This window comes from Kitasatospora sp. NPDC101183, from assembly GCF_044767945.1.
In the GTDB taxonomy this organism is placed as follows: domain Bacteria; phylum Actinomycetota; class Actinomycetes; order Streptomycetales; family Streptomycetaceae; genus Kitasatospora.
In genome coordinates this window covers 234,804-250,737 of the sequence record NZ_JBIWOW010000014.1, presented here as the reverse complement: position 1 = coordinate 250,737, position 15,934 = coordinate 234,804, and the positions used below count along the sequence as shown (strand labels likewise).

The 15,934-nt window shown below is 69.8% G+C and carries 19 protein-coding genes; 10 read left to right on the top strand and 9 right to left on the bottom strand.

Going from position 1 to position 15,934, the window contains the following annotated elements; genetic code table 11:
- Window positions 1–98 precede the first annotated feature (98 nt).
- Together ACIRRS_RS21645 and ACIRRS_RS21640 are read right to left on the bottom strand one after the other, a co-directional pair.
- Window positions 99–1,343, bottom strand: a complete 1,245-nt coding sequence (locus ACIRRS_RS21645; protein ID WP_402972926.1) for an ATP-binding protein — start codon at window positions 1,341–1,343, stop codon at window positions 99–101.
- 62 nt (window positions 1,344–1,405) lie between these two features.
- Window positions 1,406–2,080 carry a response regulator transcription factor gene (locus ACIRRS_RS21640; protein WP_030290974.1) on the bottom strand — a complete coding sequence of 225 codons (675 nt, stop codon included), beginning with the start codon at window positions 2,078–2,080 and terminating at the stop codon, window positions 1,406–1,408.
- A gap of 329 nt (window positions 2,081–2,409) precedes the next feature.
- On the opposite strand from ACIRRS_RS21640, the gene ACIRRS_RS21635 reads away from it, so the two are divergent.
- Entirely contained in the window at window positions 2,410–3,918 is a 1,509-nt protein-coding gene (locus ACIRRS_RS21635; protein ID WP_402972924.1) for a peptide MFS transporter, read from the top strand.
- Window positions 3,919–4,037: 119 nt separating this feature from the next.
- Here ACIRRS_RS21635 and ACIRRS_RS21630 read toward each other — a convergent pair whose 3' ends face one another.
- The 7 genes from ACIRRS_RS21630 to ACIRRS_RS21600 all read right to left on the bottom strand — a co-directional run bounded on the left by ACIRRS_RS21630 (window position 4,038) and on the right by ACIRRS_RS21600 (window position 9,494).
- Window positions 4,038–5,153: a glycoside hydrolase family 19 protein gene (locus ACIRRS_RS21630; RefSeq protein ID WP_402972922.1), complete on the bottom strand. Its 1,116-nt coding sequence runs from the start codon at window positions 5,151–5,153 to the stop codon at window positions 4,038–4,040.
- A 206-nt stretch (window positions 5,154–5,359) separates the two neighbouring features.
- Window positions 5,360–6,454, bottom strand: a complete 1,095-nt coding sequence (locus ACIRRS_RS21625; RefSeq protein WP_402972920.1) for a protein-L-isoaspartate O-methyltransferase — start codon at window positions 6,452–6,454, stop codon at window positions 5,360–5,362.
- A gap of 528 nt (window positions 6,455–6,982) precedes the next feature.
- Window positions 6,983–7,825: a helix-turn-helix domain-containing protein gene (locus ACIRRS_RS21620; protein ID WP_402972918.1), complete on the bottom strand. Its 843-nt coding sequence runs from the start codon at window positions 7,823–7,825 to the stop codon at window positions 6,983–6,985.
- Window positions 7,822–8,574 (bottom strand): DUF6879 family protein, encoded by a 753-nt coding sequence (locus ACIRRS_RS21615; protein ID WP_402972916.1) that lies wholly within the window; start codon window positions 8,572–8,574, stop codon window positions 7,822–7,824. Before ACIRRS_RS21615 ends, ACIRRS_RS21620 begins: the two co-directional genes overlap by 4 nt.
- A 187-nt stretch (window positions 8,575–8,761) precedes the next feature.
- Window positions 8,762–8,887, bottom strand: a complete 126-nt coding sequence (locus ACIRRS_RS21610) for a hypothetical protein (protein ID WP_402972914.1) — start codon at window positions 8,885–8,887, stop codon at window positions 8,762–8,764.
- Window positions 8,884–9,135 carry a hypothetical protein gene (locus ACIRRS_RS21605; RefSeq protein WP_402972913.1) on the bottom strand — a complete coding sequence of 84 codons (252 nt, stop codon included), beginning with the start codon at window positions 9,133–9,135 and terminating at the stop codon, window positions 8,884–8,886. The genes ACIRRS_RS21610 and ACIRRS_RS21605 overlap by 4 nt, the downstream gene beginning before the upstream one ends.
- Window positions 9,132–9,494: an ATP-binding protein gene (locus ACIRRS_RS21600; protein ID WP_402972911.1), complete on the bottom strand. Its 363-nt coding sequence runs from the start codon at window positions 9,492–9,494 to the stop codon at window positions 9,132–9,134. Before ACIRRS_RS21600 ends, ACIRRS_RS21605 begins: the two co-directional genes overlap by 4 nt.
- A gap of 279 nt (window positions 9,495–9,773) precedes the next feature.
- On the opposite strand from ACIRRS_RS21600, the gene ACIRRS_RS21595 reads away from it, so the two are divergent.
- The 9 genes from ACIRRS_RS21595 to ACIRRS_RS21555 all read left to right on the top strand — a co-directional run bounded on the left by ACIRRS_RS21595 (window position 9,774) and on the right by ACIRRS_RS21555 (window position 15,866).
- On the top strand, window positions 9,774–10,637 hold the full coding sequence (locus ACIRRS_RS21595; protein ID WP_402972909.1) for a helix-turn-helix domain-containing protein: 864 nt from the start codon (window positions 9,774–9,776) through the stop codon (window positions 10,635–10,637).
- Window positions 10,630–10,827, top strand: coding sequence for a DUF397 domain-containing protein (locus ACIRRS_RS21590; protein ID WP_402972907.1), 198 nt, complete (start codon window positions 10,630–10,632; stop codon window positions 10,825–10,827). Before ACIRRS_RS21595 ends, ACIRRS_RS21590 begins: the two co-directional genes overlap by 8 nt.
- Window positions 10,828–10,993: 166 nt before the next feature.
- The gene (locus ACIRRS_RS21585; protein ID WP_402972905.1) at window positions 10,994–12,013 is read left to right on the top strand and encodes a terpene synthase; all 1,020 of its coding nucleotides are present in this window, start codon (window positions 10,994–10,996) and stop codon (window positions 12,011–12,013) included.
- A gap of 66 nt (window positions 12,014–12,079) precedes the next feature.
- A complete protein-coding gene (locus ACIRRS_RS21580) occupies window positions 12,080–12,277 on the top strand; it encodes a DUF397 domain-containing protein (protein WP_402972903.1) in 198 nt (65 codons plus the stop codon).
- A 187-nt stretch (window positions 12,278–12,464) separates the two neighbouring features.
- Window positions 12,465–12,665, top strand: coding sequence for a hypothetical protein (locus ACIRRS_RS21575; RefSeq protein ID WP_402972901.1), 201 nt, complete (start codon window positions 12,465–12,467; stop codon window positions 12,663–12,665).
- A gap of 225 nt (window positions 12,666–12,890) precedes the next feature.
- A complete protein-coding gene (locus ACIRRS_RS21570) occupies window positions 12,891–13,130 on the top strand; it encodes a DUF5302 domain-containing protein (protein ID WP_402972900.1) in 240 nt (79 codons plus the stop codon).
- 567 nt (window positions 13,131–13,697) lie between these two features.
- Window positions 13,698–14,219, top strand: a complete 522-nt coding sequence (locus ACIRRS_RS21565) for a SigE family RNA polymerase sigma factor (RefSeq protein WP_402972898.1) — start codon at window positions 13,698–13,700, stop codon at window positions 14,217–14,219.
- Window positions 14,206–14,964, top strand: coding sequence for a hypothetical protein (locus ACIRRS_RS21560; protein ID WP_402972896.1), 759 nt, complete (start codon window positions 14,206–14,208; stop codon window positions 14,962–14,964). Before ACIRRS_RS21565 ends, ACIRRS_RS21560 begins: the two co-directional genes overlap by 14 nt.
- Window positions 14,965–15,059: 95 nt before the next feature.
- Window positions 15,060–15,866 carry a hypothetical protein gene (locus tag ACIRRS_RS21555; protein WP_402972894.1) on the top strand — a complete coding sequence of 269 codons (807 nt, stop codon included), beginning with the start codon at window positions 15,060–15,062 and terminating at the stop codon, window positions 15,864–15,866.
- The last annotated feature ends 68 nt before the right edge of the window (window positions 15,867–15,934 follow it).

The window sequence follows — 15,934 nt, the reverse complement described above, 5'->3', positions numbered from 1 at the left end:
AAACGGGCCGAACACCGCAACTGGCCGCCACCCGCTCCGGCAATCGTCACGATTGCCGGAACGGACACGACCTAAGTCATAAGTCACCGGCATTGGTCCTAGTCGTCGTGGCTGCGCCCCAGGAACAGCGCGAACACCGCCGGCTTCAACGACAGCAGCTCCAGCCGCCCGCCGTCCGCCTCCGCGAGGTCGCGGGCGACGGCGAGGCCGATGCCGGTGGAGTTGCGGCCGCTGACGGCCCGCTCGAAGACCCGGTTGCCGAGGTCCGGCGGCACGCCCGGCCCCTGGTCCTGCACCTCGACCACCACCGAGGTGCCGGAGGGCCGCACCCGCAGGGTGATCGTCCCGGCGCCGTGCATCAGCGAGTTCTCGATCAGGGTGGCCAGCACCTGGGCGACCGTCCCCGGCGTGCCGATCACCGTGACGTCGTGCAGGCCCTCCAGGGAGAGCACCCGGCCCTGCTCGCGCAGCGTCGGGCCCCACTCCTCCACCTGCTGCTTGATCACGTCGTCCAGGTCGAAGGCGACGGCCGTGGGGCTGCGCGGATCCCGCTGGGTGGTGAGCAGCCGCTGGACGACGTCGGTGAGCCGCTCGACCTGCTGGAGGGCGATGGTCGCCTCCTCCTTGACCGTCTCCGGGTCCTCGGCGAGGGCGGTGATCTCCTCCAGCCGCATGGACAGCGCGGTGAGCGGGGTGCGCAGCTGGTGCGAGGCGTCGGCGGCGAGCCGTCGTTCGGCGGTGAGCATCCGGGCGATCCGCTCGGCGCTGGTGTCCAGCACCTCGGCGACCCGGTCGAGCTCGGCAACCCCGTACCGGCGGTCGCGCGGGCGCGGGTCGCCGGAGCCGAGCCGCTCGGCCGTCTCGGCGAGGTCGGTGAGCGGGCGCGCGAGCCGCTTGGCCTGCCAAACGGCGAGGGCGACGGCCGCCTGGATGGCGAGCAGGGCGACGACGCCGAGCAGCAGCAGCATGTTGGCGATCTCGTGGTCGACGTCCTCGCGGGACTGCTCGACGGTGACGATCGCGCCGCTGCTGCCGCGCTCGGCGGCCTTGAGCACGTGGCTCCCGGCCGGGCGCTCCCCGGCCGAGACGACCTCCTGGCCGGGCAGCTGCACCTCGACGTAGCTGCCTTCGTTGACCTGGCTCTCGAAGGAGTGGCCGTTGACCGCCTCGTTGGCGTTGATGCGGCTCTCGACCAGGGCGAGCACCCGGACGGCCGTCGCGTCGACCCGGTCCCGGGCCGAGTTGACGATGGTGCGCTTCTCGACCAGGGCGAGCGGCACGCAGAACACCACGACCACCACCAGGACGACGCCCAGCAGCGAGTTGATCATCCGGCGTTTCACGCTGCCGCTCCCCGAGGTGTGCTTCCGTACGGCCGGCGCCCGGCCCGTTCTCCCTGCGGGGGCTAATTCTTCTCGAACCGGAAGCCCACGCCGCGCACCGTGGCGATGTAGCGCGGGTTGGCCGCGTCGTCGCCGAGCTTCTTGCGCAGCCAGGAGATGTGCATGTCGAGGGTCTTGGTGGAGGTCCACCAGGTGGTGTCCCAGACCTGGCGCATGATCTCCTCGCGGGTGACCACCCGGCCGGCGTCGCGGACGAGGACGCGCAGCAGCTCGAACTCCTTGGCGGAGAGGGTCAGCTCCTCCTCGCCGAGCCAGGCGCGGTGGGACTCGATGTCGATCTTCACCCCGTGCGCGCCGGTGGTGAGCTGGTCGACGTTGCCGCGCCGGAGCAGGGCCCGGACGCGGGCGAGCAGTTCGGCCAGGCGGAAGGGCTTGGTGACGTAGTCGTCGGCGCCGGCGTCCAGGCCGACCACGGTGTCCACCTCGTCGGCGCGGGCGGTGAGCACCAGCACGGGGCAGCTCTTGCCGTCCGCGCGCAGCCGGCGGCAGACCTCCAGGCCGTCCATCTCGGGCAGGCCGAGGTCCAGGACGACGAGGTCGACCTCCTCGGTGAGGCCGGCGGCCAGTGCGGTCGGACCGTCCTCGCGGACGAGCACCTCATAGCCCTCGCGTCGCAGGGCCCGGGCGAGGGGTTCGGAGATCGCCGGATCGTCCTCGGCGAGAAGCACACAGGTCATGTGGTGATGGTAGTCCGCCGGGGTATGCCCGGACGCCCTGTGAGGTAGTTCACAGAGCGTGATCGTTATACAACGGCACTCCGAGGGTCAACGCAGCGTTGCCGACCGGCCGTTCGGCGAATAATGCCGCCTCGGAACTTGAATCCTAAGGAAGATTGACCCGTCTACCATGGATAGATCGGGAAGATCGGCTCTCGACTTTGCCATCGCCATACCTGATTCATGGCTTTTGTCATCTGATAACGCCAAATATCGCCACGTAGAGTGGTCCGAGTCCACGTCCGCCGCACCCCCCTAGGCGGACGCTGTCAGGCAAGGAACCACTACTCATGGCGTCTACGACCCTGGAAGCCGGCGTTCAGTCGGCCCCTCCCGGCGGCAAGACCTTCCTCGGGCACCCCCGGGGGCTCGCCACGCTCTTCATGAGCGAGATGTGGGAGCGCTTCAGCTACTACGGCATGCGCGCCCTGCTGGTCCTCTACATGACCACCGAGCACGTGAAGGGCGGCCTGGAGATCCAGCTGGCCACCGCGACCGCGGTGTACAGCGTCTACACGGCCATGGTCTACCTGCTGGCCCTCCCGGGCGGCTGGATCGCCGACCGCTTCCTCGGCGCGCGCAAGACCGTCGCGCTGGGCGGCACGATCATCATGGTCGGCCACTTCATGCTGGCGATCCCGTCCACCGTGACGTTCTTCGCCGGCCTCGTCCCGATCGCCGTCGGCTCGGGCCTGCTCAAGGCCAACATCTCCACGATGGTCGGCCACCTCTACGACGGGCCCAACGACCCGCGTCGTGACGGCGGCTTCACGATCTTCTACATGGGCGTGAACATCGGTGCCTTCCTGGCCCCGCTGGTCATCGGCACCGTGGGCCAGAACGTGAACTGGCACCTGGGCTTCGCCCTCGCCGGCGTCGGCATGGCCCTCGGCCTGCTCCAGTTCCTGCTGGGCACCCGCCACGTCAGCCCGCGCAGCAGCGTCGTGAACTCCCCGATCACCCCGGAGGAGAAGCGCCGCGTCTTCAAGCAGGCCGGCATGTGGCTCGCCATCGCCGTCGTCTTCTACGGCGTCGTCGTCGGCACCGGGCACTTCACCATCGACTGGGCGCTCTGGCCGCTGTCCATCGCCGGTCTGACCATCCCGGTGTTCGTGTTCGCCAAGGTCAAGCGGGACAAGGACCTCACCGCGGACGACAAGTCCAAGATGAGCGGCTACATCTGGTTCTTCGTGGCCGCGGCCGTGTTCTGGATGATCTACGACCAGTCCGGCTCCACGCTGAGCGTCTTCGCCAAGGACCACACCTCCTCGACGCTGTTCGGCTTCGACTTCCCGTCGAGCTGGTTCCAGTCGCTCAACCCGCTGTACATCATGATCCTGGCCCCGGTCTTCGCCTGGCTCTGGGTCGCGCTGGCCCGCAAGAACAAGAACCCCAGCACCACCGTGAAGTTCGCCTTCGGCCTGGTGATGGTCGGCGCCTCCTTCATGATCATGATGCTGGCCATGGCCGCCGCCTCCGGCGACGCCAAGGTCACCCCGCTCTGGCTGGCGACGGTCTACCTCGTCCAGACGGTCGGTGAGCTGACCCTCTCCCCCGTCGGCCTCTCCGTCACCACCAAGCTGGCCCCCGCCAAGTACGCCAGCCAGATGGTCGGCGTCTGGTTCCTCGCCGTCACCGCCGGCGACTGCGTGGCCGCGATCTTCAGCCTCGTCCTCGGTGACAAGGTCGTCGGCAGCACCTGGTACTTCGCCTTCCAGGGCGCCATGGCCATCGTCGCCGGCTTCGCCCTGTGGATGTACCGCAAGCGCGTCGTGAAGCTCATGGGCGACGTGCACTGACACCCGCCCCACCCGGCCCCGGGGCCGTCACGGATTCCTGAGATCCGCGACGGCCCCGGTCGCGTTCCCGGGCGGGCCCGGGAACGCGGCACGTGCCTACCGGTGGTGTGCGCCGCTGGTCAGCAGCTCAGGTTGGAGCCGGTGGGGACGCCCAGGATCGAGGCGAACGTGGTGTACGCGTTGACCCGGGACTGCACCTGGGCGGGGTTGCCGCCGTTGCACTCGAGCGAGCCGTTGATGGAGCGGATGGTCTCGCCGAAGCCGGCGCCGTTGACCATGGCGTTGTGCGGGGTCATGGTGCCCGGGCCGTTCTGGGTCATCCAGTACCAGATGCCGGTCTTCCAGGCGACGGCGGCGTCGGTCTGCACCAGGTTCGGGTTGTTCAGCAGGTCGATGCCCAACGCGTCGCCCGCGGCCTTGTAGTTGAAGTTCCAGCTGAGCTGGATCGGGCCGCGGCCGTAGTACGCGGCCTGGCCGGCCGGGCAGCCGTAGGGCTGCGTGGAGTCGCAGTAGTGCGGGTAGTTGGCGGTGTTCTGCTCGACGACGTAGACCAGCCCGCCGGTCTCGTGGTTGATGTTGGCGAGGAAGGCGGCGGCCTCCTGCCTCTTCACGGTGTCCGAGCCGCTGTTGGCGAACGCCGGGTAGGCGCTCAGGGCCGTGACCAGGCCGGAGTACGTGTAGAAGCTGTTCCGGTTCGGGAACATCTGGTTGAACTGGGCCTCGGAGACCACGAACCCGCCCGGGTTGGGGGTGGTGGTAGTGGTCGGGCTGGGGGTGGGGCTGGAGCCGCCGGTGCAGGTGTACGGGCTCCAGTACCAGGTGGAGACGGTGGGGTCGTAGCCCGGGTTGTCGTGGGTGGCGACGTAGTACTGGCCGTTGGGCGCGTACTTCACGACCGCGCCGGTGACGTACTGGGTACCGGCCACCCAGACGGGGTGGTCACAGGACGGCGCGGTGCCGGTCGGGCTCGGCGAGGGGTCGCCGCCACCGCCGCAGGCGCCCTGGTCGGACCAGACTCCCGAGCCGCCGGTGCTCGGGGTCTCGCCCTGGGTCCACCACTTGGCGTTCCAGTTGTGACCGTTGTACGAGGCGGACGTGCCACCCGTGTACACCTGCGACGCCGCGTACGGCGCCGCGCAGGCCGTGGCGGCCGTCGAGGCGGTGGGGACCATGACGGCCAGGCCGGCGGCGGTGAGCGCGCCGCTCAGCAGCACGGCGATCTTCTGCTTGTTCAATGCCACTCCTTGTGGGGGTAAGGACGGGGCAGGGCAGGGAGCCCGCAGTGACTCAACTCCGAATGGTCCAGACCTGTCAATAGATTCGGGTTGCCCCGGGTCCCCCCGAGCCGACCGACACCCGCGAGGCCCTCGCCCGGGGTGGGCGAGGGCCTCGGAGAAGGCTTCGAGCAACTGAGCGTTCGGGCTGACTTCTTGTTGGCCGATCAGCCTCGCGACGGCACCGGGTTCTCCGGCTCGTCCAGCCACAGGGCGTGGCCCTCGGGTCCGACCGTCAGGCCGAACCGGTCGAAGCCGGGGCGGCCCTGGTCGGCCCACCAGTGCCAGGCGGCCTCGACCTCGTCCCAGAGGTTCCGCGGGCCGGACTGCGACACCGCGTGCCGTCCGTCCCAGTCGGCGAAGCGGCAGTGGGCGTAGGACACGCCGTCCCAGACCTCGACCCGGCCGGTGCCGAACCGGTCGTAGCCGGCCCACACGTTCTGGCGGTAGAGGTCCGGGAGCCGCAGGCCGACGGCGAAGGCGGCGTGGGTCTGCTCGGCCACGTCGGCGGGGTCGATCCCGGACGCGCTGTGCCGGACGTCCTCGATGTCGAACTCGCCGCTGTCTGGGTGCTGGTCGCGCACCCACATGAACGAGACGCCCTCGACGAACGGGCCGCTCGCCGACCGCCCGTCCTCGGCCACGGTAAGCCGCAGCAGCGCGCCGTTGCAGAACGGCGTGCCGTAGGGCACCAGGATGATCCCGCCGGGGGCCGTCTGCGCGATGATCGCCGCGGGCAGCCGCTGGACGGCCGCCGTGAAGTGCACCCGGTCGAACGGGGCGCCCTCGGGGTGGCCGAGCGTGCCGTCACCAGCGATGACCGTAGGCCGCAGGCCTACGGCGTGCAGCCGACAGCGGGCCCGGTCGGCAAGGTCCGGGTCGACCTCGATACTGGTCACGTTCCCGGCGCCGATCTGGCGGGACAGCAAGCCCGCTGTCCACCCGGTGCCGATACCCACCTCCAGCACCCGCATCCCTTCGGCCACGTCCAGGTGCCGGAGCATCTGCGCGACGACGGTGGGCATGGAGCTGGACGAGGACGGCGTTTCGGTCCTGTCGTAGACCTGCGTCACAAGGGCCAGGTCCGAGGTGACCAACTCGGCCCAGTGATCGGCTCGTTCGGCGCGATCGATCCACTCATCCTCGGACAGGATCCGATCCGGGGTGAACAGATCGCGCGGGGTCGTGCGGAACGTCTTCTCCCAGTCGGCCGACAGCGCCCCGGACGCCCGGAGCGCGTCGGTCAGCTTGTCCCACGTCATGGCTTCCCTTACGGCTTGGACGGCTTGGGCAGGTTGGTGGGTGGCGCGTCTCGCCGACCGTCGTGCGGTGCAGTGTCGAGCTTGCCGGAGTGGCCCCCGCCGCTGCCCCCACCGGCCTTGCCGGGGCCGTCGCCGCCCGATCCTCCGCCGTGCTTTCCCATGTGCGTTCCCTCCTGCGGGTGTGTTCTGGCAATGCCCAAAAGGGCGGCTCCGTCCGCACGTTGAGGCGAGGCCGCCCTTCTGGTAGATCAGCTGGCGAGTGGAGTTCCGGTGGCCGCCGGAAGCATCGGCCCGGGACCGGGCGGCGTAGGCGGGGGCAGCGGCTTCGGCGGGGGCGGGGGCTTCGGGGGCCTGGTCATACTGGTGTCTCCTCGCGCAGGGGCGCTCTGGGGCGCCGATCGGTGCCGTACGGGCCACTCCCTCGGACTGGCCAGGACAGGTGACCAGCACGCTAGGCGCCCAACAGGCCCGACTGCGCACGCGATTCGCGCATATTCCAGTGCTGGGAGCCGAGGATCGCGGGGATTCTCAAGGCGTTCCGAGCGCCCCGCGACACCGCGCGATGACTCTGTGGGCGTCCGGTCCGTAGACGGCTGCCGTGGCCAACTCCTCCCACACGCGCAGGTACAGCGCCACGCTCTCCGGCTGGTCCAGCCAGAGTTCGGCATGCCAGTCCTCGGCAATGACAAGTCGCTCGTCGTATAACCAAAAACCGTTGGCTGGGGGCAGGTTGAGCGGAGCATCGAACGGCACGATGCCCAGCCGGACGGTGTCCAGCCCGATCACGCCGCCGAGCCGATCAAGCTGTGCCGCCAGCACGACTGCCGGACAGACTCGGGCCCGGAGCGCGGCCTCCCACATGAGGATGTGGTACTGCTTACCCGGCTGATACAGGCTCTCCTGCCGCCGGATACGGGATCGCACGGCGTCCTCGACGTCGCGCGGCGACCGGTGAAGGTCCGCGTACGCGCTGAACACATGCCTTGCGTAGTCGGCCGTCTGGAGCATGCCGACGATCATGGAGCCTTCCCAAGCACGCATGACGGTCGAACGCTCGTACTCGACAGTGAGCCTGTCCTGCACCGGCCTGTGCCCGGCTGCGAGCTGTCGCCGCCAGGACCGGGACTGCGATTCGAACGCCCTTAGCCTGGCCGCAAGTTCAGATTTGGCCTTGGGCTGGCCAACACCCTCAGCCCAAGCCTCGAGGTCGTCCAGAGTCGCTGTCTGTCGACCAGTCTCCAGCTTGCTGACCTTGGATTGCGTCCAGCCCAGCAGGCCGGCCAGTTCCCGACCTGTGAGGCCGCCCTCGGCCCGCAGCTCACGAAGCCGCAGGCCGAGGGCGATTCGAGCCTGTTGGAAGTCGGTGCTCACACGCCGGACGGTACCTCAGCGCCGAATGCCCGGTGCGGTGTCGCGAAGTGCCAAGCAGCGTCCCGCACCTGGCAGGCACGAGCCACCTGAACCGGGTCGGTAACCAACTCCACGGTGGTCAGATCGTCGTCCGCGTCGAAGTGCAGCAGCGCGATCACGCGCGAGTCGAACAGCCAGGCGTCCTCGCCCGGAAGGCCCAGCCGGTCGGCGTCAGCACGCCAGAGGTACCGGATGTCCTCGCCGACCGCACTGTTCCGCTCGGCGTTGTCGAGCAGGTACCGCTGCCCCGGGGTGGGCGGGTTGTCCATGATCCTCACCCGCTCGAACCGCTTGCCGAGAGCCACATGCTCACGTCGCGAACGGCACCAGCCGTCGTCCAGGTCCCAGCCGGCTGCCTGCCCGGCGACGAACCGGCGGTAGGTCTCCGTCCGCTCGTCCGAGCGGTACCGACGACGGGTCTCCAGCCGGAAGGCCGTGTGCTCGAAGGTCTCGAACATCTCGTCGAACTCGTCAAAGCTGATCAGGACGGGTTCGCGCTCCACGTCGCGCGGCGAGAAGTCCGCGAGGAGCACACGCGGCACGATGACGAACCCTTCACCGGGCTTGACGTTGCGGAGCTGGGCCACCTCGTCGGGGTCGGTCACCGCGTCGCCCTGCACCAGCAATTCCCTGGTCTCCACGTCTTCGTAGAGCGTCGGGCATCCATTGTTCCCCGAGTTGCTTCCGATGTACCGCAGTCGTCGGCTCACAGCCGCTCCCCTCGCAGTCGGACAGGCTGGATCAGGATGCCCGGAACTCGCTGGGCTGGGAGCATCGATTCCCGAATATTCTCCGAGCACAGAGAAATCACCGTCCGCCTCGCCGACCCAACGTCGGCGAACCTGCTGGCCCACCCGCGAGGCCCTCGCCCGGGGTGGGCGAGGGCCTTCGCGTGTTTCAGTGCCGCTCCTCGTCGTGGTCGTCGGGGCGGGGCATCTTGAGGGTGGCGACGACGCCGAGGGCCACGGTGGCGAGCGCGAGGAAGAGGAGCGCGACGAGGGCCGCGCCGACGAAGAACCTCACGGGTAGCAGGGATCGTCCAGATCCAGGTCGCGGAGGAGGTGGACGAGGTTGAGCAGGGTGCTCAGCGGCGCGTTGCCGAAGTTGACCAGGGTGTAGCCGTCGATCGTCTTCTCACCGGGCGAGGCAGAGCCCCAGAGGAGCCCGTGCTGCAGGCCACGCCTGTGCAACTCGCCCAGGAGTTCCATGATTTGGCGGCCGGTGCAGTCGCGGTTGCCGGGGTCGATCGGCGGGACGGGGGTGTTGGTCATGCGGCGGCGTCCAGCTCGTACCAGGTGGTCTTGCCGCTCTTCTGCGGGTCGACGCCCCACCGGTGGGTGAGGCCGTCGACGAGCTGGAGCCCCCGGCCGTTCTCGGCGAGGTGGGAGGAGGTTTGGAGCTGGGGGACGACGTCGGACTCGTCGAAGACGGCGACCCGGAGGGTGGCGCCGACGAGGGAGAACCAGACCACGGGCGAGGGGGTGTCGCCGTGGCGCCAGGCGTTGGAGATGAGCTCCACCAGGGCGAGTTCGGCGTTGAAGATGGTGTCCGGGTCCCAGCCGTTGCGGGTGAGGACGTCCCGGAGGGCCTGCCGGGAGAGGGTGAGGGAGGGGGTGTTACGGGTGCACACGGGAACCTCCGTGAGGCTGTGGTGTGGGAGGGGTGGGCAGCCGTGAGCCAGGCCAGGGTGGGGCTGGTTGCTCTTCGGCGCGCGGGCAGCAGGCGCCTACTGCCGTGAAAACAGGCGTTGTTGACGATCCGTCGGATCGAGCCGAGAACGACGATAGCGCAGAGGGCTCGAAATTTTAGGCGCAAGTGGAGAAGTTCCCTCTTTCGTGGTTCAGAGCCCGGATGGACCCCCGCCGCACGAGCGCGGCAGACTGGCTTCACGACCCGCAGAGAGGACGACATGGCTGTTCGCTCAACCCCGACTCTCCGTCAGCGTCGACTGGGCGCCGAGCTGCGGAGAATGCGCGAGCAAGCCGGCCTCGGCGGCTCTCAGCTCGCCCGGGAACTCGGCATCAGCCCCGGGCAGATGACCCAAATGGAGACCGCGAAGATCGGAGTCAGCCCCGAGCGGCTCCGCATCGTTGCTGCGGCCTGCAAGTGTGACAACCAGCCACTCATCGACGCCCTCGCCGCCATGGCCGGGGAACGAACGAAGGGGTGGTGGGAGCCCCATCGCGGCGCCATCGGCGCGGACACGATCGACGTGGCTGAGATCGATGGCCACGCACGGCGGCTCTCTGCCTTCACGCTCGCCATCATCCCCGGGCTGCTTCAGACCCGTTCCTATGCGACCGCCGTGTTCGCGACGGGCTATCCACCCCTTCCCGATCACGAGGCGGAACACAGGGTGGACTTCCGACTGCTCAGGCAGCAGATCGTTCGGTCAGGTGAAACGCCCTACCTGGCGCTGGTCCACGAGGCTGCGCTCAGAATCCAGTACGGCGGCCCCACAGTCATGAGGGAGCAACTCGACTCCCTCGCCAGGGACTCCGAACTCCCAGGCGTCTCCGTAAGGGTTGTACCGTTCGACACCGCCGACTTCCCGGGCCCCAGCGAGAGCTTCGTATATGCGGAAGGGCCGGTACCAGAGCTGGACACGGTCCAGGCTGACTCATCGCATGGCTCCCACATCTTCGATGCCCCTGCCCAACTGGCGAGCTATCGGGCGATCTTTGGGCGCATCGAGGCCGTGGCCCTCCCGGAGAGTGAATCCCGGGACTACATCCGCTCCATCACGAAAGAAATGACCAACAGGTATGAATAGGTCCGAGTGGCAGACATCCAGCTACACCGCCAACAACAACAACTGCATCGAAGTGCGGACGTTCGATGGACTGATCGAGTTCCGCGAGTCCGACGAGGGTGACGTCATCGTCCGCACCACCCGCCACAAGTTCGCCGAACTTCTCCAGGGCGCGCAAGAAGGCGAGTTCGACCGCCACGCCACCACCTGAGCGAATCGTTCCGGCGGCCTCTTGCGGGAAGCAAGAGGCCGCCGGGCAAAGGGCCATGGCGGTGCAGCGTAGGGAAAGCGCCGACTCGCCACTCCCCAAAGCACTCCACCCAACGCCTTCGAGTGAACCCCGGCATGGCCATGATTGGGCCGGGCATCGTCCGCGCATGGGATCCTTTCCGCAGCTGCAGTTCCACATGCCGTTCCACTCCCGTCTCAATCCGCACGTCGATCAGGCCCGCACCAACGTCAAGGCCTGGGCCCGCCAGATGGGCATGTTCGACGAGGAATGCCTGGAGTGGCCGCACAGGTGGAGCGAAAAGACCTTCGACGCAGCCGACTTCCCCCTCTTCATCGCGTTAACCCACCCGGACGCCGACGCCGACGAGTTGGACCTGACAACGGCCTGGCACGTCGCCCTCTGGTTCGTCGATGACCTCTTCCTCCCCCTCTTCCGCCGCGACCACGACCAGGCCTCCGCCGAAGCCCAGGTGGACAGGCTGATGCAGTTCCTGCCACTGGACGGCCTGCCCCGCCCCCTGAATCCGACGAACCCCGTCGAGCGCGCCTTCGCCGACCTGTGGACCGGCACAGCCGCGACCATGACCCTGGCCTGGCGCGACCGCTTCATCAGCAGCGTGCGGCGCTTCCTCGACGGCGTGCTGTGGGAACTGGAGCACGTCGACCACGCCGTGACCGACCTGATCGAATACCTGGGCGCCCGCCGCGACTTCGGCGGCCTGCAGTTCACTGTCGTGCTCATGGAGCACGGCTTGGGCGAACTCCCTGCGGACATCTACCGCAACAGGGCCTTCCGCACCGCCATGGACGCCTTCGTGGACGGCGTCAGCCTGCACAACGACATCGTGTCCTACGACCGGGAAGTCGACGAGGGCACCGTCGCCAACAACGGCGTGGAGGTGGCCGGCAAGACCCTCGGGCTGGATCCGCGCGAGTCCACGGACATCGTCAACGCCCTGCTGACCGCGAGGGTCGACACCCTGGCCGCGTCCCCGGCTGCCGTACCGCCCAGGGCAGTTGGATTCGTCGAAGGACTGCAAGAGGCCCTGGCGGGGTCATACCGCTGGCACGAGCTGACCGGCCGCTTCGGCCAGACAACGACAGGATCCCCATGGAAGCCTCGAGGCCTGGGCACCTCGGCCGCGTACAGCCTCCAGGGGAGCTAGGGCATTCCGGAGGCCTCTTGCGGGAAGCAAGAGGCCGCCGGAAGAAGAAGAGAGGGCGTGGCAGTGATGGACAGATCCGCATGGCAGAAGTCCAGCTTCAGCGAAGCGAACAACAACTGCGTCGAGGTACGCGCACTCGAAGGAACGATCGAACTCCGCGAGTCCGACGACGCCGACACCATCATCCACACCACCCGCCGCGAGTTCGCCGACCTCCTCCAGAGCACGCAGGCAGGCGAGTTCGACCACCACACCAGCACCTGAGCACGTCGCCCCGTCGAGCACCGGCTCGACGAGGCGACGAGAAGTAGCCGATCCGCCTTTGGATATCAGGAGAAGCAGGTGCACTCTGCGAACTCCCGCGCGCAGTACGCTGCTGGCGCGGGCCGACCACCTCAGCCCCCTGCCCGATCTCCGGCTCGGACGCCGCCCCTGCCCCACGGAGGAACCGATGGCGGCTTGTACGCAGTGCTCCGCTCCTGCGGTGATCGAGGACCTCGACGCACAACCGCCACGGCCCTGGTGCCTCGGATGCGCGACCGCCCTCGTCCGGGCCGGCGACCCGGTGCTCAACTACCGCCCGCTCAACGGCAAGACCGAGTACCAGCGCATCCTGGCCGGCGGCAGCACCCAGGTCCTGCCCTTCGGCTGACCAGCACGACCATGGACGTGGCCGGGGGCTCGTCCCTCGCGAATGCCAGACCAGCCAGCCCGCCGCCGTGAGCGGATGACGCCGAGCGCAGTTCCCGCCACCCCGGCAACGACTCGCGGGACGTGGGAGGCCCTCGGAACAGCCTGGTAGGCCGGGCCGGCTTCGGGGCATGACATGGTGTCCCGTGAGGGCACCAGCCCGACACCACCCCCCAGGAGGTCCTGTATGAGCAGCGACGGCGCGTCACCCGAGAACCCCGAGAAGCCGGAGGCCGGCCCGACCGCCGAGGTTCCCGCAGCCGCCCCCCAGGACGACGTCAAGGCCCAGTTCCTCGCTGCGCTGGAGCGCAAGCACGGCGCCAAGGGCGGGAGCACGGCCGGCGGTCCGAGCGGCGATTCCAAGATCCACGGCGCGCACGCCGCAGCGGGCGGCAAGCGCAACTTCCGTCGCAAGAGCGGCGGCTGACCGCACCGGAGCGGCCGGACCCCGGCGTACCGGGCAGAGCCGGTTCAGGTGTGCGCGTTCGCCGGGTCACGTACGTCACCTGCTCGCCGACTCGCGGGAGGGGTGACCGTCCGCTGCGCCACCGGCGTCACCCGGCACGACGATGCCCTCGAAGCAAACCGCTTCGAGGGCATCGTTCGCTCAGGCCCCGAATGACAACACGCTCAGCGGGCGTCGGTCTCGGGCCGTGCCGGCTCGTCGAGGTCGAGGGTGTGGGTCCGCCCGTCAGCCGGCTCGATGGGCAGCTTGCCCGAGTCGTACGTGTGCGTGTGCGCCGTGATGTAGCCGGAGCCGGTGGGCTGGGGGTGGACGACGACCTCCCCGACGTACGAGATCCCGGTGGCCTTCGCGACCGCCCCGGAGTCCGCCTCGGCGCCTGACCGCCCGGCGGCGGGGCGGACTCCACGGGGCCCGCCGGACCGGAACAGATGCGTCCGGAATTCGTGACAACCTGATCCGGCCCGCAGCCGGTTCCACCGGATGTGGGAGACACGACAGGAACAGGAACACGATGGCAAGGACACGACGGTGACGGACCCGGCTCCGGATTTCGAGGAGTTCGTGGTCGGGTGCGGGCCTCGTCTGATCCGGGTGGCCTGGCTGCTGACCGGCGACCCGCACCTGGCGGAGGACCTGCTGCAGACGGTCCTCGCCAAGGTGTGGCCGAAGTGGCACCGGCTGGCGGACAACCATCCGGAGGCGTACGTCCGGAAGGCGCTGGTGAACACGCACGCCTCTTGGTGGCGCCGCCGCTGGCGCGGCGAGCTGCCGCACGGCGAGCTGCCGGAGCGCGCGGCGGGCGGGGACCCGTTCGCGGCGGTCGACCTGGAGCAGTCGCTGGCGGCGGCGGTGCGGCGGCTGCCCGCGCGGCAGCGAGCCGTGGTGGTGCTGCGCTACTTCGAGGACCTGAGCGTGGAGGAGGTCGCCGTGACGCTCGGCTGCAGCACCGGCACGGTGAAGAGCCAGGCGTCCCGGGCACTGCGCACGCTGCAGAGCCGACTGCCGGTGAACGAACCGGCCTGGGGCGGTGACCGGCATGTACGGAGCTGACCAGCGGCCCGATCCGGACCGGCCCCCGGGCGGCGAGGAGGCGGCCATGCGCCTGTTCCTGGAGCTGACGGTGCCCAGGCTGCCCGCTCCCGAGCAGCGGATGCTCCGGCTCCGGCAGCGCGTGGTGCGGCGACGGCGGCAACGGGCCGCCGTCACCGTCGGGTCGGCAGCCGCTGCCGCGGTGACGGCGTTCGTGCTGGCCACCTCGTCCGGCACCCCGGCGCTCGCGCCGCCGCCGGCCGCGCTCGCCCCCGCCGCGGGCAACCCGACCCCGTGGACGGAGATCCGGGTCCCGGCAGTCGCCGGGCTGGAGTACCGGCTGCCGCCCGGGTGGCACGACTCCGCCGGGTCGGCGATCGGGACGGCGGAGCCGGTCGCCTTCGCCACCACCGAACCGCTGCCGACGAGCGAGGCGGCCTGCCCGAAGCCGACGGACTTCAACGCCCCGTACTGCCCACTGCTCAACCACCTGCGCCCGGGCGGGGGGCTGGTCGTCTTCCAGACCCTGCCGACGTCCGGGCAGCTCCCCGCAGCCGACGCCCTGACGCTCACCGAGACCGCCCCGTCGGCCGCCTGCCGAGGTGTCGGCGGCACCCGCGAACTGGCGGGCAGCATCCCGACCGGGCAGCGGGGCCCGGAGCCCCGGTTCGTGCTGTCCGTCTGCCTGAACGGCACCGCTGAGTCGACGCTCGCCCAGGCCAGGGGCATCGCGGCATCGGTCAGCCTCGGCCACTTCCCGGGCTGAGCCCGGCCACTTCCCGGGCTGAGCCCGGCCACTTCCCGGGCTGAGCCCGGCCGCGCCCCCTCCGACACCCTCCCCGGCTCCGAAAGGGCTGAAGCATGTCCTCTTCACGCCGTCTCACCGCAGGCGCGATCCTCCTGGCCCTGACCGCGCTCACCGGGTGCAGCCAGCTCGGGGCCCACAGCGTCCGGCTGGGGAACCCGGCCGGCCGGACCGCCGCCCCGTCCCCGGACACCGACGCCACCCGGGCCGCCCGCCCGGTGCCGGCGGCGGACCAGGCGGTTCCCACCTCCACCGCCACGACCGCCGCCCCCGCCCCGGGCCGGCTCGTCGGCCTCGGACCGCACTTCCTCACCGCGATACCGGCGGACAGCGGGCAGGTGCTTCTGGTCACCGGCTCGGGCCGGGACTCCTCGACCGCCACCGCCGTCCTCTACCAGCGCTCGGAGGCGGGCTGGCAGCCCGGGGCGACCTGGGCCGCCCACAACGGCCACGACGGCTGGACCGCCGACCACCGCCTGAACGACCACCGCTCCCCCGTCGGCGTCTTCGGCCTCACCGACGCGGGCGGCCGGCTGCCCGCGCCCGAGAGCCTGCTGCCCTACAGCCGCTCGAACAGCTTCACCGTCAGCGGGCAGGGATTCAACGGCGAACCGCTGGCCGGCGCCTTCGACTACGTGGTCGCGATCAACTACAACCGCGTCCCCGGGACCTCCCCGCTCGACCGGACCAAGCCGCTGGGCACCGACCGGGGCGGCGGCATCTGGGTCCACGTGGACCACGGCGGACCGACCCACGCCTGCGTCAGCCTCAGCGCCGACCACATGAAGGAGTTGCTGCACACCCTCGACCCGGCCCGGCACCCGGTGATCGCGATGGGCGACGCCGCATCGCTCGCGGCGTAGCCGCCGGACGACCGTCCCCTCGTCCGGGACGGCCGCAGCCCTGAACGTCGCCCCGTCGAGCACCGGCT

Coding starts and splice junctions, on each gene's coding strand:
- ACIRRS_RS21590 (WP_402972907.1), top strand. CDS start 10,630: ATGAATAGGTCCGAGTGGCAGACATCCAGCTACACCGCCAACAACAAC.
- ACIRRS_RS21625 (WP_402972920.1), bottom strand. CDS start 6,454: ATGACGTGGGACAAGCTGACCGACGCGCTCCGGGCGTCCGGGGCGCTG.
- ACIRRS_RS21640 (WP_030290974.1), bottom strand. CDS start 2,080: ATGACCTGTGTGCTTCTCGCCGAGGACGATCCGGCGATCTCCGAACCC.
- ACIRRS_RS21570 (WP_402972900.1), top strand. CDS start 12,891: ATGAGCAGCGACGGCGCGTCACCCGAGAACCCCGAGAAGCCGGAGGCC.
- ACIRRS_RS21560 (WP_402972896.1), top strand. CDS start 14,206: ATGTACGGAGCTGACCAGCGGCCCGATCCGGACCGGCCCCCGGGCGGC.
- ACIRRS_RS21575 (WP_402972901.1), top strand. CDS start 12,465: ATGGCGGCTTGTACGCAGTGCTCCGCTCCTGCGGTGATCGAGGACCTC.
- ACIRRS_RS21635 (WP_402972924.1), top strand. CDS start 2,410: ATGGCGTCTACGACCCTGGAAGCCGGCGTTCAGTCGGCCCCTCCCGGC.
- ACIRRS_RS21605 (WP_402972913.1), bottom strand. CDS start 9,135: ATGACCAACACCCCCGTCCCGCCGATCGACCCCGGCAACCGCGACTGC.
- ACIRRS_RS21585 (WP_402972905.1), top strand. CDS start 10,994: ATGGGATCCTTTCCGCAGCTGCAGTTCCACATGCCGTTCCACTCCCGT.
- ACIRRS_RS21555 (WP_402972894.1), top strand. CDS start 15,060: ATGTCCTCTTCACGCCGTCTCACCGCAGGCGCGATCCTCCTGGCCCTG.
- ACIRRS_RS21595 (WP_402972909.1), top strand. CDS start 9,774: ATGGCTGTTCGCTCAACCCCGACTCTCCGTCAGCGTCGACTGGGCGCC.
- ACIRRS_RS21580 (WP_402972903.1), top strand. CDS start 12,080: ATGGACAGATCCGCATGGCAGAAGTCCAGCTTCAGCGAAGCGAACAAC.